Below are 26,270 nucleotides of genomic sequence, written 5' to 3'. Positions count from 1 at the left end.
CCGTCGTCCCGGATCTGGGCTGACGCTTGTCCGGGACGACGGCTGAGATTGTCAGCGCAACACCCCGTCCAACGCCGGCAACCCAAAAATCACCGCCATCGCAATCAGCGCGTAGCAGATTCCGCGAAACACCTTTTCGCTGGCGCGGCCGAACAGCGAAGCGCCGAAGGCGACGCCGAGCGCATAGACCGGGCCGACGATCAGCGAGAGCACCAGCGATTCGCGGCTGATCAGGCCCGTGCTGGCGTAGCTGACCATCGAGAACAGATCCGAGGCGCCGAAGAACAGCACGATGTTGGCGCGCGCGACGATCGGCGCGATGGGACGACCGAGCCAGTAGCCGACGATCGGCGGACCGCCGGTCTGCGCGAGGCCGCTGCAGAAGCCGGAGAGGCCGCCGATGCCGACCGAGAGCCAAGCGTGGTCCTTGCCGCGATAGCGCCAGCCCGACAGCAGCAGAAGCAGCAGTGCCGCAACGAAGCAGGAGATGATCCAGCGCGTGGTGACGGGCTCGAGCACGCTGAGGAAATAGGTGCCGACGGGGACGCCGATCAGCGCGCCCAGCACGATCACGGCGGTGGCTTTACGATCCGCCTTCCGCCACGCATCCGGCAGCAGCGGCGCGGCCGCGACGAAATCGATCACCAGCAGCAGTGCGGCAACGAGCTGCGGCGCTGCGATGCTGCTCGCCAGCGGCATGAAGATCAGCGCCGAGCCAAATCCGGAAAAGCCGCGCGCGGTGCCCGAAACGAAAGCGACGGCGCAGAGCGCCGCCGCGATAGTGAGGCTGACGTCCTTCGGGAGGAAATCAGCGAGGGTCATCCGCGCAGAAGGCCGCCGGTCTTCTTGGTGACCTCGGCAACGATCTTCGCAGCGACGGCCTCGATCTCCTGATCGGTCAGGGTCTTCTCGCGCGGCTGAAGCGTGACCGCGACCGCGATCGACTTCTTGCCATCGTCGATGCCCTTGCCCTCGTAGACGTCGAAGACGTTGACGCCGGTGATCAGCTTCTTGTCGACGCCCTGCGCAGCGCGAACGATGTCGCCGGCCTTGACGCCGCGATCGACGATGAACGCAAAATCGCGCGACACCGGCTGGAAGGCCGAGAGCTCGATCAAGGGCTTGGCGCGGGTCGGCTTCTTCTTCGCCTCCGGGATGCGGTCGAGGATCACCTCAAACACCATCAGCGGCCCGTCGGCGCCGAGCGCTTCGAGCGCGCGCGGATGTACTTCGCCGAAGGTGCCGAGCACGTTCTGCGGCCCGATCTGGATCGTGCCGGAGCGACCCGGATGCAGCCAGGACGGTCCGCCGGCAACGATCTGCAGCGCTTGCATCGGCGCGCCGGCCGCGGCCAGCACCGCCAGCGCATCGGCTTTCGCGTCGAACACATCGGCCTGCGTCGAGCCGGTCCAGTGCCGTCCGAGACCTTCGGACGAAGCAAAGCCGCGGCGAACGCCACTCGCCGCCATGAACTGGTCCTGCGGGCGATCGCCCTTGAACACCTGACCGACCTCGAACAGCGCGACATCGCCAAAGCCGCGATCGGCATTGGCCTGCGCCGCCGCGATCAGGCCGGCGAGCAAGGTCGGACGCATGTCGGAGAGATCGGACGCGATCGGGTTGGCCACCTCGAGCACACGCTGGCCGCCGCCGAACAATTCGGCCGCAGGCTTGGCGATGAACGACCAGGTGACGGCTTCGACCATGCCGCGGCTCGCCAGCGCGCGCCGGGCGCGGCGGGTGCGCAGCTGCAGCGGCGTCAGCACGGGCTTGCGCGCGTCCTCGCCGCGCTCGAACGGCGTCATCGGCACCTTGTCGACGCCGAAGATGCGGACGATCTCCTCGACGATGTCGGCCTTGCCGTGCACGTCGGAGCGCCAGGACGGCACCGCGACCTTCACCACCGGGCCGGGGCCCGCCATCATGAAGCCGAGATGGGTCAGGATGCGCTTCATCTCGACCTGCGGCACCTCGATGCCGGACAGGCGCTTCACTTCAGTGATCGGGAAATCGATCACGCGGTCGTCGCCGAAGGCCTTGCCGACCACGACGTTCTCGGACGGCGCGCCGCCGCACATCTCCATCACGAGTTTCGTCGCGAGCTCGAGGCCGGGCACCATGAAGGCTGGATCGACGCCGCGCTCGAAGCGATAGCGCGCATCGGAATTGATGCCGAGCTTGCGGCCGGTCTGGGCGATGTTGATCTCGTTCCACAGCGCCGATTCGATCAGCACGTCGGTGGTGTTCTCGTCGCAGCCCGAGGCCTCGCCGCCCATGATGCCGGCGAGCGATTCGACGCCGTGCTCGTCTGCGATCACGCAAATGGCGGGATCGAGATTGTAGGTGCGGCCGTCGAGCGCCAGCAGCGTCTCGCCGTCGCGCGCGCGGCGCACGACGAGATTGCCCTTCACCTTCTTGGCGTCGAACACGTGCAGCGGGCGCGCGCGGTCGTAGGTCATGAAGTTGGTGATGTCGACCAGCGCGTTGATCGGGCGCAGGCCGATCGCGGTGAGCCGCTTCTGCAGCCATTCCGGCGACGGCCCGTTCTTGACGCCGCGCACGAGGCGGAGCGCAAAGCCCGGGCAGAGCGTGGCGTCCTCGACCGTGACCTTCACCGGACACGGGAATTCGCCCTTGATCTGCTTGATGGTCGGGTCCTTGAACTTGCCCATGTCGGCGGCGGCGAGATCGCGCGCGATGCCGTGCACGCCGGTGCAGTCCTGCCGGTTCGGCGTCAGGTTGATCTCGAGCACGGGATCGCCGAGCGCGGCCCATTCGGCGTAAGCAGCGCCGATCGGCGCGTCCGCCGGCAACTCCATGATGCCGTCATGGTCGTTGGAGATCTGCAATTCGGCCGCCGAGCACAGCATGCCCCGGCTCTCGACACCGCGAATGGTGCCGACGCCGAGCGTGATGTCCTTGCCGGGAATGTAGGTGCCGGGGGCTGAGAACACGCTGACGAGGCCCGTCCGCGCATTCGGCGCGCCGCACACGACCTGCACGGGCGCACCACCGTCGCCGGTGTCGACCATGCAGACGCGCAACCGGTCCGCGTTCGGATGCTGCTCGGCCGAGATCACCTTCGCAATGGTGAACGGCTTCAGCGCCTTCGCCTTGTCCTCGATGTTCTCGACCTCGAGCCCGATCATGGTGAGCTTGTCGGCGAGTTTTTCGAGCGGCTCGTCGGTCTCGAGATGGTCCTTCAGCCAGGAGAGGGTGAATTTCATGGCCGCTTTTTCTCCACGAGGACGGTCTGCTCCCTCTCCCGCTTGCGGGGGAGGGTTGGGGTGGGGGCTCTCTCCGCGACGGTGGTCGCGATTGTTTCGAGAACGCCGGCACGATTGGTCATGACGTCGAGATTGCTGAAGCGAAGCACTTTGAAGCCCTTCGCTTCGATCGCGGCAGAGCGACGCGCGTCGGCACGCTCGCCTTCGTCCGAGAAATGTTGGCCGCCATCAAGTTCGATAACGAGCTTTGCCGCGTGGCAGATGAAATCAGCGATGTAGTGCTCGATCGGCACCTGACGGCGAAAGCTCGCGCCATTCAGCCGGTTGCCGCGCAACTCCGACCAGAGGATTCGTTCTGCGTCGGTTGAGTCGCGCCTGAGTGCGCGAGCATTGGCACGCAGCTTGACCGTTACTTTCCAGCTCGGATGTTCAGGATCGACCATTGGCAACCCCATCGAGGAGAGACCCCCACCCCAACCCTCCCCCGCAAGCGGGAGAGGGAGTCCGACCGTCCTTGCGGCTGGAGCAATCGTATCCCGGCAAGCGTTCACGTGCTCAATCCTCCCGCCAGCGTCGGCACCTCCAGCGGCTTGAAGCCGTAGTGGGACAGCCAGCGGACGTCGCTGTCGAACAGCTGGCGCAAATCGGCGATGCCGTATTTCAGCATGGCGATGCGGTCGATGCCCATGCCCCAGGCAAAGCCCTGGTACTCGTCGGGATCGATGCCGCAGGCGCGCAGCACGTTCGGATGCACCATGCCGCAGCCGAGAATCTCCAGCCAGTCCTCGCCCTCGCCGAAGCGGATCTCGCCCTTGTCGCGGCGGCACTGGATGTCGACTTCCAGCGACGGCTCGGTGAACGGGAAGAACGAGGGCCGGAAGCGCATGTTGATGTGGTCGACCTCGAAGAACGCCTTGCAGAACTCGTGCAGGATCCATTTGAGGTGGCCGAGATGCGAGCCCTTGTCGATGACGAGGCCTTCGACCTGGTGGAATTGCGGTGTGTGGGTCGCGTCCGAATCGATGCGGTAGGTGCGGCCCGGGCAGATCACACGGATCGGCGGCTTCTGGCTCAGCATGGTGCGCACCTGCACCGGCGAGGTGTGGGTTCGCAGCAGCATGCGCGAGCCGTCCTCCTTCGGATGGAAGAAGAACGTGTCGTGCATCTCGCGCGCCGGATGGCCTTCCGGGAAATTCAGCTTGGTGAAGTTGTAGTCGTCGGTCTCGATGTCAGGGCCTTCGGCCACCGAGAATCCCATGTCGGCGAAGATGGTGGTGAGCTCGTCCCAGACCTGGCTCAGCGGATGGATGCGGCCGGCCTCGGCTGCCGCATCGCGCAGCGGCAGCGTCACGTCGATGGTTTCCGAGGCGAGCCGCGCATCGAGCGCTGCCGACTTCAGCACGTCGCGCTTTGCGGCGAGGGCCTGCGTGACGTTGTCCTTGGCGAGGTTGATCGCGGCGCCTTGCGTCTTGCGCTCGTCCGGCGACATCTTGCCGAGCGTGGCAAGCAGCGCCGAGATCGAGCCCTTCTTGCCGAGGGCCGCGACGCGCACCGTTTCCAGGGCGGCTTCATCGCCGGCGGTGGCGATCTGGTCGAGGATGGATGTTTCGAGCGTTGCGAGGTCGGACACAGTCAAATCCTTGCTGCCAAAATTCGGCTGGGTTGTCGCCGCCCGAAGGCCGTAACGTCAAGCAAAAAGCCGGTCATTTCGGGCACATGGCCGGCTGGGTTGAACCCTGCGCGGGGACCCGGCACCAAGGGGAATACGAGGAGACCTTTGCGATGCTTTCGAGACCCTGTCTTACCGCTCTTCCTGCCGTTCTGGCGGTCATCCTGTCGGTCGCAGGCACCCCTGCGCACGCCATGGTCTGCATGGAGACATCCATGACGCTGGATGAGGTCGTCGACACCATCAACAAGCAGAAGGGCTGCGAAAGCGCGATGAAGGTGTTTCAGGATTGCCAATTGACCGCGAGCGGCGATGTCCAGCTCGGCGCCGCCGTCGAGAAGAAGTGCGAGGCGGACTTCATGCCCGGTCTCACCACGGCGCAGCAGCAGGCTTACAAACGCGAGATGCGCGTCTGCGACCAGAAATACCGGAACAAGTCCGGCACCATGTATCTCTCGTTCGCAGCTTTTTGCCGGGCGGAGGTCGCCCAGCGCTATTCGCAACGCGCGCTGAAGGCCGCGGGCCCTAAGGCCCGCTAGCGCAAGCCTTAAGCAGCCAGAGCGGCCTTCGCCGTATTACGCCGCAAGGGCGGCTTTGGCCTTCTCGGCGATCGCCTGGAACGCGGCGGGCTCGCTGATCGCAAGATCCGACAGCACCTTGCGGTCCACGGTGATCCCGGACTTGGCCATGCCGTCGATAAATTTGCTGTAGGTCAGGCCGAACGGACGGACGGCGGCGTTGATGCGCTGGATCCAGAGCGCGCGGAACGTCCGCTTCTTACGCTTGCGGTCGCGGAAGGCGTATTGCTGGGCCTTTTCCACGGCCGGCTTGGCGGCGCGGATGGTGTTCTTGCGGCGGCCGTAGAAACCCTTGGCGGCCTTGTAGACTTTCTTGTGCTTGGCGTGGGCGGTCACACCGCGTTTGACGCGAGACATGACAAAAATCCTTCAGAGATGACTTCGGTTTCGGATCGCCGCGAAAGCTGCGGCGCGCGAGGTGGCAGTGATCGTGGACGCGATCAGGCGTTCGGCAAGAAGTACTTCTTGACGTTGTCGCCGTCGGTCTTGAACAGCACGCGGGTGCCGCGGAGCTGACGGATCTGCTTCTTCGTCCGCTTGATCATGCCGTGACGCTTGCCGCGCTGGGCGTGCATCACTTTGCCGGTGGCAGTCACCTTGAAGCGCTTTTTAGCGCCCGATTTGGTCTTCAGCTTGGGCATTTGGCTCTCCTAATGGCCATAGAGATCCGCCCGCGAAGGCGGCTGGCCGTCAAAAATGCTCGTTAGAGCGTTGATTGTGCTCAGGTTTTACGGACAAGCGCGAAACCCGCACGAAACACCGCCACGGCAGCCCTTAATCAGCCGGGCGATGAAGGCTGGGCTTATGACAGAGGACAAGCCAATTGGCAACGATGAACCGCCGAAACCTGCCCGCCGACTATTGGAGGTTGCTACCCTCATGTCCAAGTCTTGTCGCCTGAAGCAGGTCCAAAATGGCCCATTTCCCGCAATTTCTCTGCTCGCTGGCAGATTTCGCCCGCCCGCGCCATCTGGCGCTGTTCGCCGTGCTCGCCACGGCTGCGTTGCCGTCAACCGCCGACGCCCGCGCCGGCGGCTATGACGGCATCTGGAACGTCACCTTCGCCACCACCCGCGGCAATTGCAGCTCGGGCTACAGCGTTCCCTTCACCGTGATTGGCAGCCGCGTCTCGTCCGCCGGCGGTGGCCGGGTCTCGGGCCGGGTCAACCGCTACGGCGCTGTCGCCGTCCAGGTCTCGGTCGGCGCCTCCCATGCCAGCGGCGGCGGCCGCCTTGCCGGCGTGAACGGAGCCGGTTCGTGGAGAGGAATTATCTCCGGCGACCAGTGCAGTGGCACCTGGCAGGCGACGCGGACCTGACACACAAACGGCCCGCCGGAGATCCGGACGGGCCGTTGAATTCTTAAAGTCCTAACGAGCTGCTGTCAGCGCGGTGCCAGCACCATGACGACCTGGCGACCTTCGAACCGCGCGTCCTGCTCGACCTTGGCGAGTTCGGCAACGTCGGTCTTGATCTTGTCCAGCAGCTTGGTGCCGATCTCCTGGTGCGCCATTTCGCGGCCGCGATAGCGCAGTGTGATCTTGACCTTGTCGCCCTCTTCGAAGAACCGCTGCATCGCGCGCATCTTCACGTCGTAATCGTGGTCGTCGATCATCGGGCGGAGCTTGATCTCCTTGATCTCGACGGTCTTCTGCCGCTTGCGGGCTTCCGCGGCTTTCTTCTGAGCGGAATACTTGTACTTCCCGTAGTCCATGATCTTGCAGACGGGAGGGCTGGTATTCGGCGAAATCTCGACCAGATCCATGCCAACTTCCTGGGCCATCCGGATGGCGACGACGGTCTCGACCGTGCCTTTGTTATCACCGGTCTGATCGATCAGCTGGATCTGCGCATTGCGGATATCATCATTGATGCGCGGCCCGTCTTTGCTGGCAGCGGGCGGAGCTTTATTAGGACGGCGAATGGGTGGTTCTCCAAAGTTGTGAAAGAAGCGGCTATTTTGAAGGAAGATGCGTTTGCCGGCAAGCAAGTCGCTCGTGCCGCGGTCGAAATACCCTCAAATGCGAGGCATTTTGGCCACGCCCTCCGGCACGTTGACCGACATAGACACCTTGCTTCTGTTCCGCAAGCGTCCCAAAGGGCCAATGCCGATGCCGGGTGTGCTTTCGGAACAGGTCCGGACAGCTCAAACCGTACAGCCAGAGTAAACGTTCCATGACCAACGCAATTTCCGATGCCGTGCTCGACTTCATCGAATTGGGCGAGGGACCGTCCGCGCGCCGGATCGCGGTGCGCCACCGCGCCGGAAAAGGGCCCGGGCTGGTGTGGCTCGGTGGTTTCAAGTCCGACATGCAGGGCGGCAAGGCCGTGGCGCTGGACGCCTGGGGCAGGGATCACGGCCGCGCGGTGGTCCGGTTCGATTATTCCGGCCACGGCGAATCCAGCGGCGATTTCGCCGACGGAACCATCGGAAGCTGGCTCGAGGACAGCGTCGCCGTGTTCGAGCGGTTCTGCGACGGTCCACAAATCCTGATCGGCTCCTCCATGGGCGGCTGGATGGCGCTGCTGCTCGCGCGCGAGATCAAGAAGCGAAGCAGCAAGGGATCATTAGCAGGCCTCGTGCTGATCGCGCCGGCGCCCGACTTCACCGAGGAACTGATGTGGAAGAATTTTTCGCCCGCGGTGAAGAAGGAGATCGAGACCAAAGGCTTCTGGCTGCGGCCGTCGGACTATGGCGACGGCTCGCCCTATCCGATCACGCGGAAGCTGATCGAGGAGGGCCGCAATCATCTCGTGCTCGGCAGCGCCATCGATCTCGGCTGCCCCGTCCGCATCCTGCAGGGCGCGCAGGATCCCGATGTTCCGTGGCAGCACGCGTTCGCGCTGACGCATCGCCTGCCGGCCGACGACGTCGTGCTCACCATGATCCAGGACGGCGACCACCGCTTGTCACGCCCGCAGGATATCGCACGCATTCTTGCCGCGGTCGCCGAGATCGGGTGAGGTTGTCTTTCTTCCTTCTCCCCTTGTTGTGGGAGAAGGCGCGAAGCGCCGGATGAGGGGTTCTCTCCGCGTATTCGAATGAGAGTTGCGTTCGCGGAAGCAACCCCTCACCCGTCTCAATCGCGCCAGGCGCGATCGATCCACCCTCTCCCACAAGGGGAGAGGGGAAGAAGAATACCGGGAGGCAATTCGATGACCACCACCGCCATGCTGCGCGCCTTCTGCGACGCTGTCGAGCAGCGCAACGGCCGCGCGTTCGCCGAGCTGTTCACCGAGGACGGCGTCTATCACGACGTCTTCTACGGAGCGTTCGCGGGCCGCGAGAAGATCGCCGCGATGATCGACGATTGGTTCTATCGCACGGCGACCGACTTCCGCTGGGACATGCATGATCCCGTGTCCGACGGCATCACGCTCTATGCACGCTACACCTTCAGCTACAAATCGACCCTGCCCGAAGCGAACGGCGCGCGGGCGATGTTCGAGGGCGTCGCGATCATGACGCTGCGTGACGGCAGGATCGCTGGGTATCACGAAGTCGCCAACACCGCGCCGGCGTTCGTCGACCTGAAGTTCGCGCCGGAGCGCATCGCAAAGATCGTCGCCAAGCAGGGCGCCGAGCTGAAGGCGCGGCCGGAGATGAAGCGGCATCTGGCGTAGGCGCGCCTCTCTCCACATCGTCATTCCGGGGCGCGACGAAGTCGCGAGCCCGGAATCCATAACCACCATCGGGAGTATGGATTCCGGGCTCGCGCCCCAAGAGGGCGCGCCCCGGAATGACGGAGGGGAGAGGGGGCGCGGCCTATCGCTTGGACGGATTTGCCATCGGCTTGCGCTGCGCCAGCGCTGCGACCGTGGCGGTGCCGATCGGGCCCTGTTCGTCATAGAGCCAGCATTCGCCGATTGCGACGCCGTCGGTGGCGTGGTGGTTCACCACGTCGAAGCCGATCCAGTTCGTCACCGGCAGACGGTGCAGATAGATCGTGACGTCGCTGTTGATGTAGCCGAGTCCCTTGTCGCCGGCATTGGCGAAAGGGCTCGCGAAGTCGGCGCCGACAGCGACATGCACGAACGGCGTCATCGCAACGCCGGCAACGAGCTCGCGCACCTCGCTCATCCACAATCGGCGCGGCCCGAGCGAGCCCATGTGCCCGACGATCGGGCGCGTCGTCCATTTGCCGTTCATGCCGAGCCTGGGATCGGTCGGCTTTGGAATATCTGATGGCTTCGGCACCTCCCAGTTCGGCGGCGACCAGACATTGCCGTCGGGATTCTGGGTTTTGCGCAGCAGCTGGCACGAGGCGCGCGCCATGCTGACGCCGCCGGAGACGAACTCCGCTTCGACCACGCGGATGCGCAGTCCATCGCGGACGAGTCGTGTCGTCACTTCGATCGGCTTGTCGATGGTCGGCAGCCGGAACATGTCGACGGTGAGCCGCGCCGGCACGAAATCGGGACCGGAATGGCGCTCCTCGATGGCAAAGCCGAGCAGGCCGACGATGACGCGTCCGTGCAGCGATTTCGGGTCCCACGGACCATTGGCGACTTCCGTCGGATGGAATGTATCGCCCTCGCGGGTGAAGAAAGGCATGTTTGTCATGGCGCGCGACTTTGCGGGAACGGGTGGCGAAATCAAGTCAGGAAGCGGCCCGCCACTCCTGACGCACACTCTCGTCGTGCTCGTTGCCCGCCGCGGCAGATTTCATCGCCTCAAACTCTTGCCGCTCCACCAACTGCCCCAGCGCCCACACCGCAGCCCCGCGCACCAGCGCGCTCGCGTCATCCAGCAATCGCCGCGCCTCGTCCGCCAGCGCCACCTCGCCGGAGTTGCCGATCGCAATCAGCACGTTGCGCAGGAACCGGTCGCGGCCGATGCGCTTGACCGGTGACTTCGTGAACAGCGTGCGAAACGCCGCATCGTCGAGCCGCGCGAGTTCGGCAAGCGATGGCGCGCGCAGCTCGTCGCGCGCCGCGAGTTTTGCTTCGCGCCCCTCCTGCGCGAACTTGTTCCACGGACAGGCGGCAAGGCAATCGTCGCAGCCATAGATGCGATTGCCGATGCTTTTGCGAAATTCGTGCGGGATCGGTCCCTTGTTCTCGATGGTGAGATACGAAATGCAGCGCCGCGCATCGAGCTTGTAGGGCACGGGAAACGCCGCGGTCGGGCAGATGTCGAGACACGCCCGGCACGAGCCGCAATGATCGATCTCGGCATCGTCGCGCGGCAGTTCCAGCGTCGTGTAGATCGCGCCGAGAAACAACCACGAGCCGAACTCGCGCGAGACCAGATTGGTGTGCTTGCCCTGCCAGCCCAGATGCGCGGCCTGCGCCAGCGGCTTTTCCATCACCGCCGCGGTGTCGACGAACACTTTCACGTCCGACGGCGCGGTCGCGACCAGCCAGCGCGCCAGCGCCTTCAGTCGCTTCTTGATGAGGTCGTGATAGTCGTCGCCCTGCGCGTAGACCGAGATCGCCGCGCGCGTGCGCTGCTTCAGGATCGTCAGCGGATCGGAATCGGGACCGTAATTGACGCCGAGCATGATGACCGAGCGCACGTCCGCCCACAGCCCGCGCGGATCGACCCGGCGCTCCGGCTGCGCGGCGAGCCAGTCCATGTCGCCATAGCCGCCGGACGCGATGAATTCGAGGAAGTGCTTTCCGGCCGCCTCGATTGTTCCGGGCGCGGTGATGCCGATGCAGTCGAAGCCGAGCGCGCGCGCCTCGCGTTCGAGCGCCGCCTTCAGTTCAGTCGGATCGGAGCTCAGAAATCCAGGTCCACGTAGGTCCGCGACGCCGGCACGCCGGCCAGCCATTCGCTCAGCAGCGGGCGGAACGACGGGCGGGATTTCACCCGCGCGTACCACGCCTTTGCTGCGTCGTCCTCGCTCCATGGCACGTCGCCTAGATAGTCGATCGCCGAGAGATGCGCCGCGGCGGCGAGATCCGCGTAGGTGAGCCGGTCTCCGGCGAGGAAGTTGCGCGTCTGCGCCAGCCAGCCGATATAGGCCAGATGATAGCGCACGTTGGCCTTGGCCGCGCGCATTACGTCGGCGGAGGGCGCGCCCCCGCCATTCTCCTCGCTCATGAAGCGCTTGTAGATGCGCTCGGTGACGAGAGGATGCGAGACCTCCTCGAAGAACTTCTCGTTGAACCAGGCCATCAGCCGGCGCACCTCGACGCGCTCGGTGACCGTCTCCGGCATCAGGCGCTTGGGTCCCATCCCGGCGCCATAGGCCTCGTCGACATATTCGGCGATGATCGCCGCGCCCGGGATCGGCGGCTGCTCGTCGTCCACCAGCACCGGCGTCGTGCCTGCCGCGTTGAGCAGCAAAAATGCCTCGCGCCGTTCCCAGCTGCGCTCCTCGACCAGCTTGAGGTCGAGCCCGTATTCGCCCGCGATCAGGCGGATGAAGCGCGAATGCGGACAGAACGGATGATGAAACAGCGTAAACATGAAGCCTTTGACTATTTGATGGTGCTTAAGAATCCATCAATGTTTGTGCGGCGCCACACTAGTCCTTCAAAACCGCGAAGCAAGAGCGCGATGCCGCATTTAGCGATTGCAGCATTGGGGGGAATAGGCGAGAAGAGCCCCGCTTTTCCAGCGGAAATGGACCGTAAATATGTCAGACGCAATACGGGCAGTGATCCTCGGCATCATCGAGGGTGTGACCGAGTTCCTTCCCGTGTCCTCGACCGGCCACCTGCTGCTCGCCGAGCGTTTCTTCCATCTTGGTGAAGGCGCCTTCTGGGATTCGTTTACCGTCCTGATCCAGCTCGGTGCGATCCTCGCGATCGTCGGTCTGTATTTTAGGAAGCTCTGGGGTGTCGCGATCGGCATGTTCACGGGCGATGCCTATGCGCGCCGCTTCGTGATCGGCGTGCTGGTGGCATTCCTGCCCGCGGTCATCGTCGGCCTCGTTGCCGGCAAATACATCAAGAGCGTGCTGTTCAACCCCTGGGTCGTCTGCTTCACGCTGATCGTCGGCGGCGCCATCCTGCTCTGGGTCGACAAGCTCGACCTCAAGCCGCGCGAGCACGACGCCACCAGGTTCCCGCTGCTGATGTATCTCTATATCGGCATCGCGCAGTGCGTGGCGATGATCCCGGGCGTGTCGCGCTCCGGCGCCAGCATCGTTGCCGCGATGCTGCTAGGCGCCGACAAGCGCGCGGCGGCGGAATTCTCGTTCTTCCTCGCCATCCCCACCATGATCGGTGCATTCGCCTACGACTTCTACAAGAACCGCTCCGAGATGACGATGGACCATATGGGCATCGTCGCGATCGGCTTCATCGTGTCGTTCATCACCGCGATCATCGTGGTGAAGACGTTCCTGACCTACGTCACCCGCCACGGCTTCGTGGTGTTCGCCTGGTGGCGCGTCATCGTCGGCACGCTCGGCCTGATCGCGCTGGCGCTGGGGCGGTAACCTCTCGAATCTCGTCGAGACCTCAACATAATATAAGCTTTTGACCGGTAGGCAGTTTCCATAGCGAGGTGGTGCACGCACCTCGCACAGGAGCTGAACCATGACCCTCGTCTCCGGCTGGGGACGCTTCCCGGTCGTCGATACCGATCTGCTGCGTCCGCGGTCGTTCGAGGCCGTGGGCGGCGCCGTCGCTGATGTGACCGGCTCGGTGGCGCGGGGCAACGGCCGGGCCTATGGCGATGCAGCGATCGGTGCTGCCAGGACCGTCGCGATGACCGGCTTCGACCGGGTCAGGTCGTTCGATCCGGCCACGGGCCGTCTTCGCCTCGAGGCCGGCGTGCTGCTGGCGGACCTGATCGACACTTTTGGTCCGCGCGGCTTCCTGCCCTTCGTCGTGCCCGGCACGCGCTTCGTGTCGGTGGGCGGCGCCATTGCCGCCGACGTGCACGGCAAGAACCATCATTGCGAGGGCGGCTTCGGCCGCTATGTCGACAGCATTCAGCTAGCGACCGGCGAGGGCGAGATTATCGAGGTCTCGCGCGAACAGAATTCCGATGCCTTCTTCGCGACCGTCGGCGGCATGGGTCTCACCGGCGTGATCCTCGAAGCGACGATGCGGCTGCGGCCGATCGAAACGGGATGGATCCGCGAGCGGGTGATCTCCGCATCCGATCTCGACGCGGCGATGCGCGCGCTCGATGCGGGCGACACCGCGACCTATTCGGTGGCGTGGATCGATTGCGCCGCGCGCGGGCGAAGTCTCGGCCGATCGCTGATCTATCTCGGCGAGCACGCCAATAAGGATGAGCTCGCGGACGGTGCCGACGCATTTCCGGTCGGCAAGAATCCCGGCCTCAGCGTGCCAATCGACCTGCCGTCGATGACGCTGAACCGTTATAGCATCCGTGCCTTCAACGAGCTCTACTACCGCATGGGTGCGCGCCGCGCCGGCGGCAGCCATGTGGTCTCGCTCTATCCCTATTTCTTCCCGCTCGACAGCATTGCCGACTGGAATCGCATCTATGGCAAGCGCGGCTTCCTGCAGCACCAATGCGTGATCCCGGAAGCTGGCGCGCGCGACCTGCTCGGCGACATCCTCGACCGCGTCGCGCGGCGCGGCGATGCCTCCTTCCTCGCCGTGCTGAAGAAGCTCGGCCAGGGCGACGGCCTCCTGTCGTTTCCGCTGCCTGGCTACACGCTCGCGCTGGATTTCCCTGTGAAGGGCGACATCCTGGACTTCCTCGACGAGATCGACCGTCTGGTCGTCGCGGCCGGCGGCCGGCTTTATCTCGCCAAGGACGCACGCCAGTCGCGTGCCACGTTCGAGGCCGGCTATCCTGCCTTGCGCCGCTTCAACGCGATCCGCAAATCGCTCGATCCCAACGGCAACATCCGCTCGAAACTTTCGCAACGCCTGTTTGATGAGGTCTAGGCCGTGACGTCACGCAAGACAGTTTTGGTGCTGGGTGGCTCCTCCGATATCGGCCGCGCCGCCGCGCGCGCCTTTGCCAAGGCGGGCTACGATGTCGGCCTCGCAGGCCGCGACGTCGCCGCGCTGGAGCCTGACGCCTCCGATCTGCGCGCGCGCTACAGCGTCGATGTCGGTGTCTACAGGTTCGACGTGCTCGACACCGCCTCGTTCGAGAGCTTTGTCGGCAGTCTGCCGGCGCTGCCCGATGTCGTCATCTCGATCGTCGGACTGCTCGGCACGCAGGACAGCGCGCAGAGCGATCTCGCCCACGCCACCACGATCATGCGCTCCAACTACGAAGGGCCGTCGCTGATCCTCGGCCTGTTCGCGGAAAAGTTTTTAGGCCGCGGCAATGGCACGATCGTCGGCGTGTCGTCGGTTGCCGGCGATCGCGGCCGCGCCTCCAACTATGTCTATGGCTCGGCCAAGGCCGGCTTCTCTGCCTTCCTCTCTGGCCTGCGCGCCCGCGCCAGCCGTGGCGGCGTTCACGTCGTCACGGTGAAGCCCGGCTTCGTCCGCACCAAAATGACCGAGGGCATGAAGCTGATCGGCCCGCTCACTGTCGAAGCGCCGGTCGTCGGCGATGCGATCCTCAGTGCCGTCGAGAAGAAGACCGACGTCGTCTATGTCAGCGGCAAATGGCGCCTCGTGATGCTCATCATCAAGACGCTGCCGGAAGCGGTGTTCAAGAAGCTGAAGTTTTGACGTGTCGCCGCGCGGTCGGTGCGCTCCCTCTCCCGCTTGCGGGAGAGGGTAGGGGAGAGGGTGCCTCCACAAAGAGACTCCCCCAGAGGAGAAAGCCCTCACCCGGATTGCTTCGGACGATGCTTCGCATCGCCGAGCGCAATCCGACCTCTCCCGCAAGCGGGAGAGGTGAAACCAACTCACACGCTCATGCGCTGGAACTGACCGGCCGAGCGGAAGCGCCAGAGATATTGCGGAGCGATCGCCTCCAGCGAATCGGCCGCGATGCCGAGGCCTTCCAGCGTCAGCCCGGCCGCCTTCGCCGCATCCGACACCACATTGTCGCGCTCGAGCAGCGTGACCTGGTCCGGCGTCAGCTTGAACGCGCCCGGCGCGAATTGCAGGAAGTTGGCCTGGAAGCGGGCGAGGCCGAACGACAGCGGCACCAGCATGCGCTTGCGGGCGGTGATCTCGAGGATCGCCTCGATGATCTCGCGCATGGTCAGCACTTCCGGCCCGCCAAGCTCATAGGTCGCACCGGCCTTGGCCTTGCCGTCCACGGCATCCGCGATCGCGGTGGCGACGTCGCCGACATAGACCGGCTGCATCCTCGTCTCGCCGCCGATCAGCGGCAGCACCGGCGACATCCGGGCCAGGGCCGCAAAGCGGTTGGTGAACTGGTCCTCGGGGCCGAAGATCACGGAGGGACGGAAGATCGTGGCCGAGGGCACCGCGGCCAGCACGGCCGCCTCGCCGGCCGCCTTGGCCTTGGCATAGTGCGAAGGCGATTCGGCGTCGGCGCCGATCGCGGAGACATGCACGAGGCGCGCGCCGGCGGCCGCGGCCGCCTTGGCGACGGTCTCGGCGCCCTTGGCCTGGACAGCGTCGAAGGTCTGCGCGCCGCTTTCGGCCAGAATCCCCACGAGGTTGATCACGACGTCCGAATCACGCAGCGCCGCCTCGACCGAGGCCGGATAGCGCAGATTGGCCTGCACGACATGGACCTGCCCGACCTTGCCGGAGGGCTGCAGGTATCCGGCCAGTTCCGGCCGCCGCACCGCAACACGGACCCGGTAATCCCGCCGGCACAGCTCCCGGACGACATTCCGGCCCAAAAACCCCGATCCGCCGAAAACCGTGACGAGAGTTTCCAGATTCGATGCCATGGGGTCTGATCCTGCAGGAAGAGTGCGTATTATCAGGCTTGTATCGGGCCGGTTTGCGATGCGCAATCCGCATCACAACGCATGAATTGACAACGGCGTCACCGAACCGTAGTAACCGCCTCCGTGCCCCAAACGGCATGCCCAGGTGGTGGAATTGGTAGACGCGCTGGCTTCAGGTGCCAGTGGCTTAACGGCCGTGAAGGTTCGAGTCCTTTCCTGGGCACCACTCCCTTTTCAATTTGACGAAATCGCTGATTTGCCGGCTCGGGGGTGTCTCGCTTAGGGGGGTACCCGCCGCCGGCTGGCCGCGAACGAATCCCGGCGTGGGTTGGCGACCCCAAGGGAGGGTTGGCCGAGCAGGGTGTGGCATTGCTGCCACGCTGGTGAGGATTTTTCGACGCGGCCTCCGCGCAAGGATGCAGCCCGATCAAGGGCAGCTTCATCCTCCCGTTGCTCATCGGTGGCTCTTCGGTTCCATTTGGTGGTAGCAAACGATTCCATTGGCCAATCGCTCTCAACCATCGCGATGCCGAACACGCGATGCACGCAGACCTTTTGAGCGACACGCCATGAACGCCACGACCCGGGAAGACATCCATCGCGTCTGGGACGAACTGTCCGATTTCGAAGTCGCTCAGTCCGCGCAGGCCGTCGCTCACCTGATGGCGTTCCTCTGCGATCAGGGTGACGCGTCGAACGCCACCTGGGCCGGTGCGATCCGCGTCGACGGGAATCGCAATGACGATCCGCTGCAAGGGTGGCGCGTTGGTGCGGTTCAGGCGCTCCACGCGATCGCCCCTCATCCCGATGAAGAACATTTCAAGGAAATTCTGCAGGTCTGGGATCGGCGCGAGATCGATCCTTCCTTTCTTCTCCCGATGCGAGACGTCGGCGCCTTCAGGACCTATTCGTTCCGGAGGGAATTGCCGGCGGATTGGTTCGGATCGCCCTTCTATGAGCGTCATTACGGCTCCGTTGGTACGTTCGATGCTGTCTTCGTTGCGTTTCCCCTCAATGAGGACTGCGAGTCGCATTTCGGCTTCTACTCGCGCAAGACGTTTACCGACGAGGAGATTGCGCTGCTCGCCTATGCGCTGCGCGGAATCAAATGGTTTCACCGCTATCTGATGCTGAGCCACGGTCTGCTGATGGCGTCCTCGCCGCTGACGCCGGCCGAGCGCAAGGTGCTGCAGCTCTTGCTGACCGATGCCACGGAGAAGCACATTGCCCATCGGTTGGAGATCGCGGCGTCCACGGTCCATCAGTACATCGTCGGCATCTACCGCAAATTCGGCGTGCGCAGCCGCGCGGGCCTGATGAGCCTGTGGCTGAACCGCGCCGGCTGATACCGTTGACGTGCCGGCGAAGTCGACCCCTACTGTTTAGTGGATATGACGTTCCCGCACCGGCCCGGTATTCACGGATTCAACCCACGGCGATGAAGCCGGCCAAGGCGTGTTTCGCGCCGACGCGGGGGTGACGCATGTCGTCGAATTGGGGGTGGGGATTTGATCGGGGTATTTCAACTTGCGCGCCGGACGCAGGCGCCGCGCATCGCGCAGTCATCCGTCGAGGAGCGCGCAACCGATCGGGGCGGGCCCGGCAAGGCCGAGATGTCAGGGAACGGGTCATTCTCGCTCGCCCGCAGGCACGCGCCGTGTATTCCCCGTGCCCTGCTTGCCACCACGTCCATGGCCGCGCTTGGACTGGCCCTGGCGACGACGCCGTCGTTCGCCAGCGACTGGACCGGCGCGACCTCAACCGACTGGTTCGATGGCACGAACTGGTCCGCCGGCGTTCCGAGCAGTGGAGTCGATGCGAAGATCGACACAACCACGCCCAACGCGACGGTCATCAGCACGGCCGGGGCGAACGCGCCAGGAGTCTTTGTCGGCTATTCCGGCACCGGCACCGGCACGCTGACGATCCAGAACGGCGGCACGCTGAGCGTTGGCCAAAGCGAAATCGGCAACTTTGCTGGCGCGGCCGGCACCGTGACAGTCACCGGCAACGGCTCGTCCTTGACCAATACGTTTCTCTTCGTCGGCAATATGGGCACCGGCACGTTGACGATCCAGAATGGTGGCAAGGTCAGCAGCGCCGTTGGCTGGATTGGCACCACAAGTAGCGCGACCGGTAGCGTGACGATCGACGGCGCGGGCTCGTCCTGGACCAATTCCGGCCATTTCTACCTGGGCAATGACGGCGCCGGCACGCTGACAATCCAGAACGGCGGCACGGTGAATGCTGGCGGACCTGTGCGCGTTGCCTGGGACCTCGGGTCCGCCGGAACTCTGAACATCGGTGCCGCCTCCGGTCAGACCGCAGTGGCGCCCGGCACGCTGAACGCCTCCTCCGTTGTCTTCGGAGCCGGCACCGGCCGCATCGTGTTCAACCACACCGCCTCGGATTACATTTTTGCTCCGGCCGTTTCGGGCGCGGGGTCGGTGACGGTCGAGGCCGGCACCACCATTCTCACGGCTGCCAACACCTACACCGGCCCAACCACGATCAATGGCGGCGCGCTGGCCGTCGAGGGCTCGATCACATCGGGCACGACGGTGAACGCGGGCGGCACGCTGTCCGGCGTCGGCACGGTCGGCAGCGTCGTCATCAACACGGGCGGCGCTCTGGCGCCGGGCAGCCCAATCGGCACGCTGACGATCAATGGCGATCTGACGTTCAACCCCGGCAGCTTCTACCGCGTCGCTCTCTCGCCGGCGTCGGCCAACGTCTCGGGCACGGCGACGCTGTCCGGCGCCAGCGTGCAGGCGGCGGTCGTCCCCGGCAGCTCTGTCGTCAAGCAGTCCACCATCCTGCACGCGGCCGGCGGCCTCGGCGCCACCACCTTCAGCGGCGTCAGCGCGCCGAACTTCGTCGCCAGCCTGAGCTACACGCCGACGGACGTGCTGCTGAATCTTACCGCCGCGCTCGGCGCCGGCGCGGGGCTGAACACGAACCAGCAGAACGTCGCCAACACGCTGAACACTTTCTTCAACGATGTCGGCACACTGCCGGCGAATTTCTCCGGCGTGTTCGGCCTGACCGGCAACAACCTCGGCACCGCGCTGTCGCAGCTCTCGGGCGAAGCCGCGACCGGCGCGCAGCAGGGCGCGTTCCAGTTCATGGGCCAGTTCTTCGGGCTGATGCTCGATCCGTTCATCGATGGGCGTGGTGGCACGCCCGGAATGGGCGGCGCGCTCGGCTTTGCGCCCGAGCGCGAAGTGCTGCCGGACGATGTCGCGCTCGCCTACGCCAAGGTGATGAAGGCACCGGCTTACAAGGCGCTGCCGGCTGGCTTCGAGCAACGCTGGACGGCGTGGGCAAGTGGATTCGGTGGCTACAACAAGACCAGCGGCGATCCGGCCACTGGCAGCAACGATCTCACCGCACGGGCTGCCGGCGTTGCCGCGGGCCTCGACTACCGCGTCAGCCGCGATGCCGTGATCGGCTTCTCGCTCGCCGGCGGCGGCACCAGGTGGGACCTGGCGCAGGGGCTCGGCGGCGGCAAGAGCGACACGTTCGCAGGCGGCGTCTATGGCGCTGTGCGGTCCGGTCCGGCCTATGTCGCCGCATCGTTTGGTGGCGGCAATCATTGGCTGTCCACCGACCGCTTCGCCGCGTTCGGCGATCATCTCACCGCGCGCTTCAACGGCGAGAGTTTTGGCGGCCGCATCGAGGGCGGCTATCGCTTCGGTGTCGGTTCCGGCGGCCTCACGCCTTATGCCGCGCTGCAGACCCAGAGCTTCCACACGCCGACCTACAGCGAAACGGACCTGACCGGCGGCGGCTTCGGCCTCACCTACCAGGGTCGCACCGCGACCGACACACGCAGCGAACTGGGCGCCCGTTTCGATCAGGTGGCGCTGGTCAATCCGAATGCGGTGCTCATCGTCCGCGGCCGGCTCGCCTGGGCGCATGATTGGGTCAGCGATCCGGCGGTCGCAGCCGTGTTCCAGGCACTCCCCGGCGCGAGCTTCATCGTGAACGGCGCGGCGCCCGCAAAAGACACCGCACTCGTCTCAGCCGGCACCGAGCTGAAGCTTGCGAAGGGGATCAGCCTGCTCGGCAAGTTCGACGGCGAGTTCGCCGGCCGCGCACAGACCTATGCCGGAACCGGCACCATCCGTTTGAGCTGGTAGGGCGGGGGCTCAACAGACCAGATCCCCGCCGCCCCTCACACCACCCGCTTCCCCGCCCGCTCCGCCACCGCCTTCTGCACGAAATACATCGCGACCAGCGTGACGATCGTCGTCATGACGACGACGTAGCCGATCCGGTCGAAATGGATCAGCGCGCCGTCGGGCGCCTGCGCGATGATGGCGCCGGCGAGCACCGAGCCGAGGCCGCCGGACAGTTGCTGCAGTGAGGCGCTGACGGCGCTGAACGAGCCGCGCTGGCTCGCGTCGGGGATCGCCGACATCAGCGCCTGCGACGGGATCATGCGCGAGAAGATGCCGACGAACATCAGCACGTTGACGGTGATCGCGGTCACGAGCGAGACGTGCCCGAGATGGGTGTAAATCAGCACCATGACGACGGTCATCGCGCAGCCGAACACGAAGGTCGGATATTTGCCGAAGGCGTCGCTGGCCCGCCCGACCAGCGGTCCGGTGACGATGCTGAACAGGCCGGAGACGAGATAGATCGTCGGCAGATGCAGCATGTCGATGCCGAGATTGTGCACGGTGTAGGCGCTGGAGAACGGCATCAGCATGTAGCCGCCGGTCGCAAGCAGCGTCGTGACCGCGAAGGCCAGCGTATAGCGCGGCTCGAAGACCGTCGCGATCAGATGGTGGAACGGGTTTCTGTCCTGCTTCAGCTTCAGATGTGCATCGACCGGCTCCATGACGAAGGCGATGATGGCGATCGTGACGATCGACAGACCGACGATCGCGACGAAGCAGACCTGCCAGCTCCAGTGATTGGCGAGAAACAGCCCGGCGGGAATGCCGAGCACCTGGCTCGCGGCGAACGCGGTCTGCACGAAGCCCATCACGCGGCCGCGTAAGTGCAGCGCGAACAAATCGGTGATGATGGCCAGCACGACCGAGCCGATCACGCCGCCGAACAATCCGGTCACGATCCGGCCGACCAGCAGCACATGGTAGTTCTGCGCCATGGCGCAGAGCAGGGTGCCGAGCGTGAAGCCGACATAGAAGAACAGCAAGAGGCGCTTGCGGTCGAACCGATCGGCAAAGCCGGCGGCGAGGATGCCCGAGGCTCCTGCGCTGAACGCATAGGCCGACACCGCGACGCCGAACTGCCCGGCGGTGATGTTGAGCGCGGGCATCAGGATGGCGCCGAGCGGCGACATGATGATGAAGTCGAGGATGATCGTGAACTGCGTGAATGCCAGCAGCGCGATGAGGAGCGCCTGATAGCGCGAAAAGCCGCGCGGGCGTTCCGATGGATCGTCGATAGGCGCGGCGAGCGTCTGTTCGGTCATGATCACCTGATTCATGGCAAGGGCGGGGAGGCCAGCCACAGATAGGATGGGACTGATCGATTTTCACGGGGACGCTTGCCGCAAGTTCTGCTTGTTTGATCCGGAGTGCCTAAAACAACACACTCAGCAGGCGCGTCTCCGACAAACCTAATCTTCCGGAAAGAGCAGCGGCTCGTAGTCTCGCGCGCCGTGAAGGATGTGGATCACCTCGATCACATCGTGACCGGCCCGATAGAAGATCAAATAGTTTCCGAACGGCCGGCGGCGAATGACGCGGTGCTCATAGCGCGGGACCAGCGGATAGGCGCGCGGCGCATCGGCAAGGTTTTCACACTTTTCACGCAGCCCCCGGAGGAGCGTGAGCGCGCTCCGCGGGGTTTGCGCGGCGACATATGCTGCGATGTTCTCGAGGTCGGTTTCGGCTTCCGCCGTGACGACGACGATCACGTCTAGTCCGTCTTGCGGCCCGTCCTGGCGGCGAGTTTCGCCTCCAGCCGGTCAAAAACCTCCGAGCTTGGATCGGTCCGGCCCGCGTCCGCATCGTCGAGCCCACGCGCGATCGCGGCGTCCAGCGCAGCGAGCCGCGCCTCGCGCTCCTGGATCAGCCTTACGCCCTCCCGCAGCACCTCGCTCTTGGAGTGGTAGCGACCCGACGCGACGAGTTTTGTTACAAAGTTTTCAAGGGCTTCACCGAGATCTGCACTGACCGCCATGTTGCGCTTCCCTGCTGATATCCGCCTTAATAACTATTATTGAACGGCTCTTGCATCAAGCGGCGAACCGGCTGAAGCTCGCCTGATTAAGCCGCCTTTAGCGAATGCTCGCATAGGGTTCCGGCCATCCATTTCCCCTGCTCCCCGGCCTCCCAGCCGGTCATGTCGCGGCAAGTAAGAGCGTTTTCGGATGGAGCAGCCTGCCTGGCATTGCGATCCTGGCGTCCCCGAGCCGTCGGCAAATCCGGCCGCGGCGCGGACGCTTGTGATCGATCTCGAAGGCGCCCTGCTGCGGTCCGAGCTGCTGATGGAGGCGCTGTTCTCCAGCCCCGGCCGCATGCTGGCCCGCTTCGGCGCCGGCGGACGCGCAGGGATGGCGGCGCTCACGGACGTCCTGGCGCGGGCCGAGATCGACTACGCCCATCTGCCCTATGATTCCGACGTGCTGAACCGGGCGCTGGCGGCGCGGGGGCGGGGCGAGAAGATCTATCTCGTCGCGGGACGTTTCGCCGAGCATGCCGCCGGCATCGCTGCGCATCTCGGCTTCGATGGCGTCGTCACGCCGGCAGATCTCGCCGCGGGCAACCCGCCGTTCGATCGTGCCGCGATCGAGCGCATCGGCGCCCGCGACGGCAACCGCGCGAGCCTGAAAACCTGGGCGAAGGCGCTGCGCGTCTACCAATACGCCAAGAACACGCTGGTGTTCGTGCCTGTCATCACCGCGCACCAGATGAATCTTTCGACGCTCGGCTACGCGCTGCTGGCGTTCCTGGCGTTCTCGGCCTGCGCCTCCGGCGCCTATCTGATGAACGATCTGCTCGATCTCGCCGCCGACCGGCAGCATCCGACCAAGCGCCACCGCGCGCTCGCGGCCGGCGATCTCAAGATCTCGTCCGCGCTGTCGGCAATCCCCGCATTGTGGCTGTTTGCGGTCGCAGCTTCCCTCTTCATCTCGCCGCTGTTCCTCGGCGTGCTCGGCACCTATCTCGCCACCACGATCGCCTATTCGCTCGTGCTCAAGCGCAAGATGCTGGTCGACGTCGTCACGCTCGCCGGGCTCTACAGCTTGCGCATCGTCGCCGGCGCCGTCGGTGTCGGCGTGGTGCTGTCGGAATGGCTGCTGATCTTCTCGCTGTTCGTGTTCACCTCGCTCGCCTTGATCAAGCGCTTCAGCGAGCTCAGCATGCGCGAGGGCGCCGGGCTCGCCGATCCCTCCAACCGCGATTACCGGATCACCGATCTGCATGTCATCGCCGCGATGGCGGCGGCGAGCGCCATGAACGCGGTGACCGTGTTCTCGCTCTATGTGTCCTCGTCCGCGGTGACGCCGCTGTACAGCCGCCCCTGGATGCTGTGGCTCATGACCCCGCTGCTGCTGTACTGGTTCGGCCGGGCCCTGATGATGGCGCATCGCCGCGAGATGCCGGATGATCCGATTTTGTACGCCTTCCGCGACGGCCCCAGCCGCACCGCGGTCGCAGCGATGATCTGCATCATGCTGGCCGCGATCTGAACGGGCGCTTGCGCGGCCTGCCCCGAGTGGATACATCGCGGGCAATCCGAAATGCGCCTATTGTGCCGACTGACCGATTTGACCCGAGGTTTTGAAACGCCATGACCGTACGCCTGCACCGCGGCGACCTGCCCGACCTGTCCCGTTACACCGGAGCGGTGGCGATCGACACCGAGACCATGGGGCTCAATCCCCACCGTGACCGGCTCTGCGTGGTGCAGCTCTCGCCCGGCGACGGCAGCGCCGACGTTGTGCAGATCCCCAAGGGCCACACCGACGCGCCGAACCTGAAGGCGCTGCTCGCCAATCCCGCCATCACAAAGATCTTCCACTTCGCGCGGTTCGACGTCGCGGTGCTGTACCAGACCTTTGGCGTCATGACCGGGCCGATCTACTGCACCAAGATCGCCTCCCGCCTGACCCGCACCTACACGGACCGCCACGGCCTCAAGGACCTCGTGCGCGAGGTGCTCAATGTCGACCTCTCCAAGCAGCAGCAATCCAGCGACTGGGGTTCCGACAGCCTGACCGAGCCGCAGCTCGCCTACGCCGCCTCCGACGTGCTGCATCTGCATGCCCTGCGCGAGCGGCTCGACGCCATGCTGGTCCGGGAGGGCCGCACCCAGCTGGCAAAGGCCTGCTTCGACTTCCTGCCGACCCGCGCTCTGCTCGACCTCCAGGGCTGGGAGGAAGAGGACATCTTTGCGCATTCCTGAGGCCTGAGCGGGCTTTAGGGAGGGCCGGCGCCCCGTTTCGGACACTTTCCTGCGGCCTCTCGCGGGCTGCATATTCGGTCGCCGCCGGGTACAATGGCGCGGCCTTCAACCGGACAAGGCGAGCGACCCTCTGGAGCAGCGGTGAATTCGGCCCAGAATCCCACCTACGACGCCGCGCTAGCGGCGAAGTTTGCCAGCGCGGCGCGCCACAGCCGCCTGGTGCGGATTCTGCGCGTCGCGGTGCCGGCGACGGTGGCCGCGTCCATCGCCGCGATCGTCGCCGTCTCGACCTTCCTCAATCCCTTCACGATCCCGATCAAGCTCGACTCCGGAAATCTCGTGGTGACAGGCACCAGGATCACGATGGAATCGCCGCATATGTCCGGCTTCACGCCGGACCGGCGGCCCTACGAGCTCTGGGCCAAGACGGCAACGCAGGACATCACCGACCCCGATCATGTCGATCTCGCCGATCTGCGCGCGAAGGTGCTGATGGAGGATCAGTCGACCCTGTTCCTCGATGCGCGCACCGGCCGCTTCGACAACAAGCAGCAGCAGCTCGACCTGCACAAGGACATCTTCCTGCGCACCTCGACCGGTTATGAGGCGCGGCTGAACTCGGCCTTCGTCGACATGGGCAAGGGCACGGTCTCGTCGGACGAGCGCGTCGACGTCAAGCTGACCAACGGCACGCTGACTGCGGATCGCCTGCGAATCACGGAGGGCGGCGATCTCATCCGCTTCGAAGGCAACGTGGTGATGCATCTGGACAAGCTGGACGACGGTGCTGCCGCTCAGCCTGCGCCGGTCGAGCCCGCGCCGCCGCCGGCCAAGTCAAAGAACAAGTCTGCCAATTCAAAGTGATTTTCATGATCAGGATTTTCCCGCGCAACGACGACAAGCGGTGCGCCATCATCGGTGCGGTCGCGCTTGCCTTTGGCGTCGCGTTGATCGCTGGCGGTGCGGCCGTCGCGCAGAGCACGATGCAGGGCGTGCCGAACGCGATGCAGGGTTTTTCGCAGAACCGCGATCAGCCGATCCAGATCGAGGCCGCCTCGCTCGAGATGCGCGACAAGAAGAAGGAGGCGACCTTCGCCGGCAATGTGAAGGTCGTGCAGGGCGACACCACCATGACCTCGAAGACGCTGGTGGTGTTCTACGAGTCGGGTGGCGACAAGCCCGCCACGCCGCCGCCTGCGGCGAAGGGGGCCAAGAACAGCAGCACCGGCGCGCCGATGCAGTCGGCAACGCCAGGGCCCGGCGGCGCCTCGTCGATCAAGCGGCTGGAAGCCCGCGGCAATGTGGTGGTCACCCAGAAGGATCAGGTGGTGACCGGCGAGACCGCCGTGTTCGACACCAAGACCAATCTCATCACCATGCTCGGCGGCACCGGCGGCCAGGTGGTCCTGACGCAGTGCAAGAACGTGCTGCGCGGCGACCGCCTGATGGTCGACATGACCACGGGCGTCTCGCGCGTGGAGTCCGACAGCGGCAGGGTGCAGGCCCTGCTGCCGCAGGGTGGCGGCAATGATTGCGGTCCGGGTGCCCAAGGCGGGCAAGGGGGCAAGCCTGCCGCGGGGTCGCCCTTGCAACTGCCCGGCGCAAGTAAACCAAAGTAAATTCAACGGCTTGTTCCGGAAGCTCGCGATCCGAGGTTGAAGCTTGCCCGGCGAGACTGTATCTAGCGCGAA

Annotated in this window: 27 protein-coding genes and 1 tRNA gene; 14 read left to right on the top strand and 14 right to left on the bottom strand. The window is 65.0% G+C overall.

The annotated features are described in order from the left end of the window. Window positions 1–51 precede the first annotated feature (51 nt). The 4 genes from JQ635_RS18795 to pheS form a co-directional block, all read right to left on the bottom strand. The gene (locus tag JQ635_RS18795) at window positions 52–822 is read right to left on the bottom strand and encodes a sulfite exporter TauE/SafE family protein (protein ID WP_211411312.1); all 771 of its coding nucleotides are present in this window, start codon (window positions 820–822) and stop codon (window positions 52–54) included. Next, window positions 819–3,227 (bottom strand): phenylalanine--tRNA ligase subunit beta, encoded by a 2,409-nt coding sequence (gene pheT, locus JQ635_RS18790; protein ID WP_211411311.1) that lies wholly within the window; start codon window positions 3,225–3,227, stop codon window positions 819–821. Before pheT ends, JQ635_RS18795 begins: the two co-directional genes overlap by 4 nt. Further along, window positions 3,224–3,670, bottom strand: coding sequence for an endonuclease domain-containing protein (locus tag JQ635_RS18785; protein WP_211411310.1), 447 nt, complete (start codon window positions 3,668–3,670; stop codon window positions 3,224–3,226). Before JQ635_RS18785 ends, pheT begins: the two co-directional genes overlap by 4 nt. Before the next feature lie 104 nt (window positions 3,671–3,774). Further along, complete coding sequence (gene pheS / locus JQ635_RS18780; protein ID WP_211411309.1) at window positions 3,775–4,857, bottom strand: phenylalanine--tRNA ligase subunit alpha; 1,083 nt, start codon at window positions 4,855–4,857, stop codon at window positions 3,775–3,777. 152 nt (window positions 4,858–5,009) lie between these two features. Between pheS and JQ635_RS18775 the strand changes: the two genes are divergently transcribed. Next, window positions 5,010–5,435: a hypothetical protein gene (locus tag JQ635_RS18775; protein ID WP_211411308.1), complete on the top strand. Its 426-nt coding sequence runs from the start codon at window positions 5,010–5,012 to the stop codon at window positions 5,433–5,435. Window positions 5,436–5,471: 36 nt separating this feature from the next. Here the strand turns inward: JQ635_RS18775 and rplT are convergent, their stop codons facing one another. Continuing rightward, window positions 5,472–5,831 carry a 50S ribosomal protein L20 gene (gene rplT, locus JQ635_RS18770; protein ID WP_008143961.1) on the bottom strand — a complete coding sequence of 120 codons (360 nt, stop codon included), beginning with the start codon at window positions 5,829–5,831 and terminating at the stop codon, window positions 5,472–5,474. A gap of 83 nt (window positions 5,832–5,914) precedes the next feature. Continuing rightward, a complete protein-coding gene (gene rpmI / locus JQ635_RS18765) occupies window positions 5,915–6,115 on the bottom strand; it encodes a 50S ribosomal protein L35 (protein WP_008539890.1) in 201 nt (66 codons plus the stop codon). A 272-nt stretch (window positions 6,116–6,387) separates the two neighbouring features. Here rpmI and JQ635_RS18760 point away from each other — a divergent pair, with 272 nt between their 5' ends. Next, on the top strand, window positions 6,388–6,792 hold the full coding sequence (locus tag JQ635_RS18760; RefSeq protein WP_211411307.1) for a hypothetical protein: 405 nt from the start codon (window positions 6,388–6,390) through the stop codon (window positions 6,790–6,792). A 65-nt stretch (window positions 6,793–6,857) separates the two neighbouring features. Here JQ635_RS18760 and infC read toward each other — a convergent pair whose 3' ends face one another. Further along, window positions 6,858–7,397, bottom strand: a complete 540-nt coding sequence (gene infC, locus JQ635_RS18755; RefSeq protein ID WP_074447655.1) for a translation initiation factor IF-3 — start codon at window positions 7,395–7,397, stop codon at window positions 6,858–6,860. Between the two features lie 251 nt (window positions 7,398–7,648). Between infC and JQ635_RS18750 the strand changes: the two genes are divergently transcribed. Beyond that, the gene (locus JQ635_RS18750; protein ID WP_211411306.1) at window positions 7,649–8,437 is read left to right on the top strand and encodes an alpha/beta hydrolase; all 789 of its coding nucleotides are present in this window, start codon (window positions 7,649–7,651) and stop codon (window positions 8,435–8,437) included. 192 nt (window positions 8,438–8,629) lie between these two features. Then, window positions 8,630–9,097 (top strand): nuclear transport factor 2 family protein, encoded by a 468-nt coding sequence (locus JQ635_RS18745; protein WP_211411305.1) that lies wholly within the window; start codon window positions 8,630–8,632, stop codon window positions 9,095–9,097. Window positions 9,098–9,239: 142 nt separating this feature from the next. Here the strand turns inward: JQ635_RS18745 and JQ635_RS18740 are convergent, their stop codons facing one another. From JQ635_RS18740 to JQ635_RS18730, 3 genes are read right to left on the bottom strand one after another with little or no spacing between them, the layout of a single operon-like run. After that, window positions 9,240–10,037, bottom strand: a complete 798-nt coding sequence (locus JQ635_RS18740; protein WP_211411304.1) for an acyl-CoA thioesterase domain-containing protein — start codon at window positions 10,035–10,037, stop codon at window positions 9,240–9,242. A gap of 37 nt (window positions 10,038–10,074) precedes the next feature. Then, the gene (queG, locus tag JQ635_RS18735; RefSeq protein WP_211411303.1) at window positions 10,075–11,250 is read right to left on the bottom strand and encodes a tRNA epoxyqueuosine(34) reductase QueG; all 1,176 of its coding nucleotides are present in this window, start codon (window positions 11,248–11,250) and stop codon (window positions 10,075–10,077) included. After that, window positions 11,199–11,891: a glutathione S-transferase family protein gene (locus JQ635_RS18730; protein ID WP_211411302.1), complete on the bottom strand. Its 693-nt coding sequence runs from the start codon at window positions 11,889–11,891 to the stop codon at window positions 11,199–11,201. The genes queG and JQ635_RS18730 overlap by 52 nt, the downstream gene beginning before the upstream one ends. A 169-nt stretch (window positions 11,892–12,060) precedes the next feature. On the opposite strand from JQ635_RS18730, the gene JQ635_RS18725 reads away from it, so the two are divergent. The 3 genes from JQ635_RS18725 to JQ635_RS18715 all read left to right on the top strand — a co-directional run bounded on the left by JQ635_RS18725 (window position 12,061) and on the right by JQ635_RS18715 (window position 15,043). After that, on the top strand, window positions 12,061–12,867 hold the full coding sequence (locus JQ635_RS18725) for an undecaprenyl-diphosphate phosphatase (protein ID WP_211411301.1): 807 nt from the start codon (window positions 12,061–12,063) through the stop codon (window positions 12,865–12,867). 100 nt (window positions 12,868–12,967) lie between these two features. Further along, window positions 12,968–14,299 carry an FAD-binding oxidoreductase gene (locus tag JQ635_RS18720; RefSeq protein ID WP_211411300.1) on the top strand — a complete coding sequence of 444 codons (1,332 nt, stop codon included), beginning with the start codon at window positions 12,968–12,970 and terminating at the stop codon, window positions 14,297–14,299. Between the two features lie 3 nt (window positions 14,300–14,302). Then, a complete protein-coding gene (locus JQ635_RS18715) occupies window positions 14,303–15,043 on the top strand; it encodes an SDR family oxidoreductase (protein WP_211411299.1) in 741 nt (246 codons plus the stop codon). Between the two features lie 179 nt (window positions 15,044–15,222). On the opposite strand, the gene JQ635_RS18710 is transcribed toward JQ635_RS18715, so the two are convergent. Next, entirely contained in the window at window positions 15,223–16,188 is a 966-nt protein-coding gene (locus JQ635_RS18710; protein ID WP_211411298.1) for a complex I NDUFA9 subunit family protein, read from the bottom strand. Between the two features lie 139 nt (window positions 16,189–16,327). Here JQ635_RS18710 and JQ635_RS18705 point away from each other — a divergent pair. The 3 genes from JQ635_RS18705 (at window position 16,328) to JQ635_RS18695 (ending at window position 20,330) form a co-directional block, all read left to right on the top strand. Beyond that, window positions 16,328–16,414 (top strand) — tRNA-Leu (locus JQ635_RS18705). A gap of 343 nt (window positions 16,415–16,757) precedes the next feature. Then, complete coding sequence (locus JQ635_RS18700; protein ID WP_211411297.1) at window positions 16,758–17,534, top strand: helix-turn-helix transcriptional regulator; 777 nt, start codon at window positions 16,758–16,760, stop codon at window positions 17,532–17,534. Between the two features lie 162 nt (window positions 17,535–17,696). Further along, entirely contained in the window at window positions 17,697–20,330 is a 2,634-nt protein-coding gene (locus tag JQ635_RS18695) for an autotransporter outer membrane beta-barrel domain-containing protein (protein ID WP_211411296.1), read from the top strand. Window positions 20,331–20,365: 35 nt separating this feature from the next. Here the strand turns inward: JQ635_RS18695 and JQ635_RS18690 are convergent, their stop codons facing one another. The 3 genes from JQ635_RS18690 to JQ635_RS18680 form a co-directional block, all read right to left on the bottom strand. Next, window positions 20,366–21,637, bottom strand: a complete 1,272-nt coding sequence (locus JQ635_RS18690) for an MFS transporter (protein ID WP_211411295.1) — start codon at window positions 21,635–21,637, stop codon at window positions 20,366–20,368. A 147-nt stretch (window positions 21,638–21,784) separates the two neighbouring features. After that, on the bottom strand, window positions 21,785–22,084 hold the full coding sequence (locus JQ635_RS18685) for a type II toxin-antitoxin system RelE/ParE family toxin (protein WP_211411294.1): 300 nt from the start codon (window positions 22,082–22,084) through the stop codon (window positions 21,785–21,787). Between the two features lie 2 nt (window positions 22,085–22,086). Next, the gene (locus JQ635_RS18680; RefSeq protein ID WP_211411293.1) at window positions 22,087–22,350 is read right to left on the bottom strand and encodes a type II toxin-antitoxin system ParD family antitoxin; all 264 of its coding nucleotides are present in this window, start codon (window positions 22,348–22,350) and stop codon (window positions 22,087–22,089) included. A 190-nt stretch (window positions 22,351–22,540) separates the two neighbouring features. Here JQ635_RS18680 and JQ635_RS18675 point away from each other — a divergent pair, with 190 nt between their 5' ends. From JQ635_RS18675 to JQ635_RS18660, 4 genes are all read left to right on the top strand, one after another. Beyond that, window positions 22,541–23,863, top strand: coding sequence for a UbiA family prenyltransferase (locus tag JQ635_RS18675; protein ID WP_211411292.1), 1,323 nt, complete (start codon window positions 22,541–22,543; stop codon window positions 23,861–23,863). Window positions 23,864–23,964: 101 nt separating this feature from the next. Next, entirely contained in the window at window positions 23,965–24,579 is a 615-nt protein-coding gene (locus JQ635_RS18670; protein WP_100177813.1) for a ribonuclease D, read from the top strand. 141 nt (window positions 24,580–24,720) lie between these two features. After that, complete coding sequence (gene lptC / locus JQ635_RS18665) at window positions 24,721–25,443, top strand: LPS export ABC transporter periplasmic protein LptC (RefSeq protein ID WP_211411291.1); 723 nt, start codon at window positions 24,721–24,723, stop codon at window positions 25,441–25,443. Between the two features lie 5 nt (window positions 25,444–25,448). Next, window positions 25,449–26,198, top strand: a complete 750-nt coding sequence (locus tag JQ635_RS18660; protein WP_211411290.1) for an LptA/OstA family protein — start codon at window positions 25,449–25,451, stop codon at window positions 26,196–26,198. Window positions 26,199–26,270 lie beyond the last annotated feature (72 nt).

The organism is Bradyrhizobium iriomotense, from assembly GCF_018130765.1.
GTDB lineage: Bacteria > Pseudomonadota > Alphaproteobacteria > Rhizobiales > Xanthobacteraceae > Bradyrhizobium > Bradyrhizobium iriomotense_A.
The sequence above is the reverse complement of the archived record's forward strand: the minus strand, read 5'-3'. Positions and strand labels throughout refer to the sequence as shown.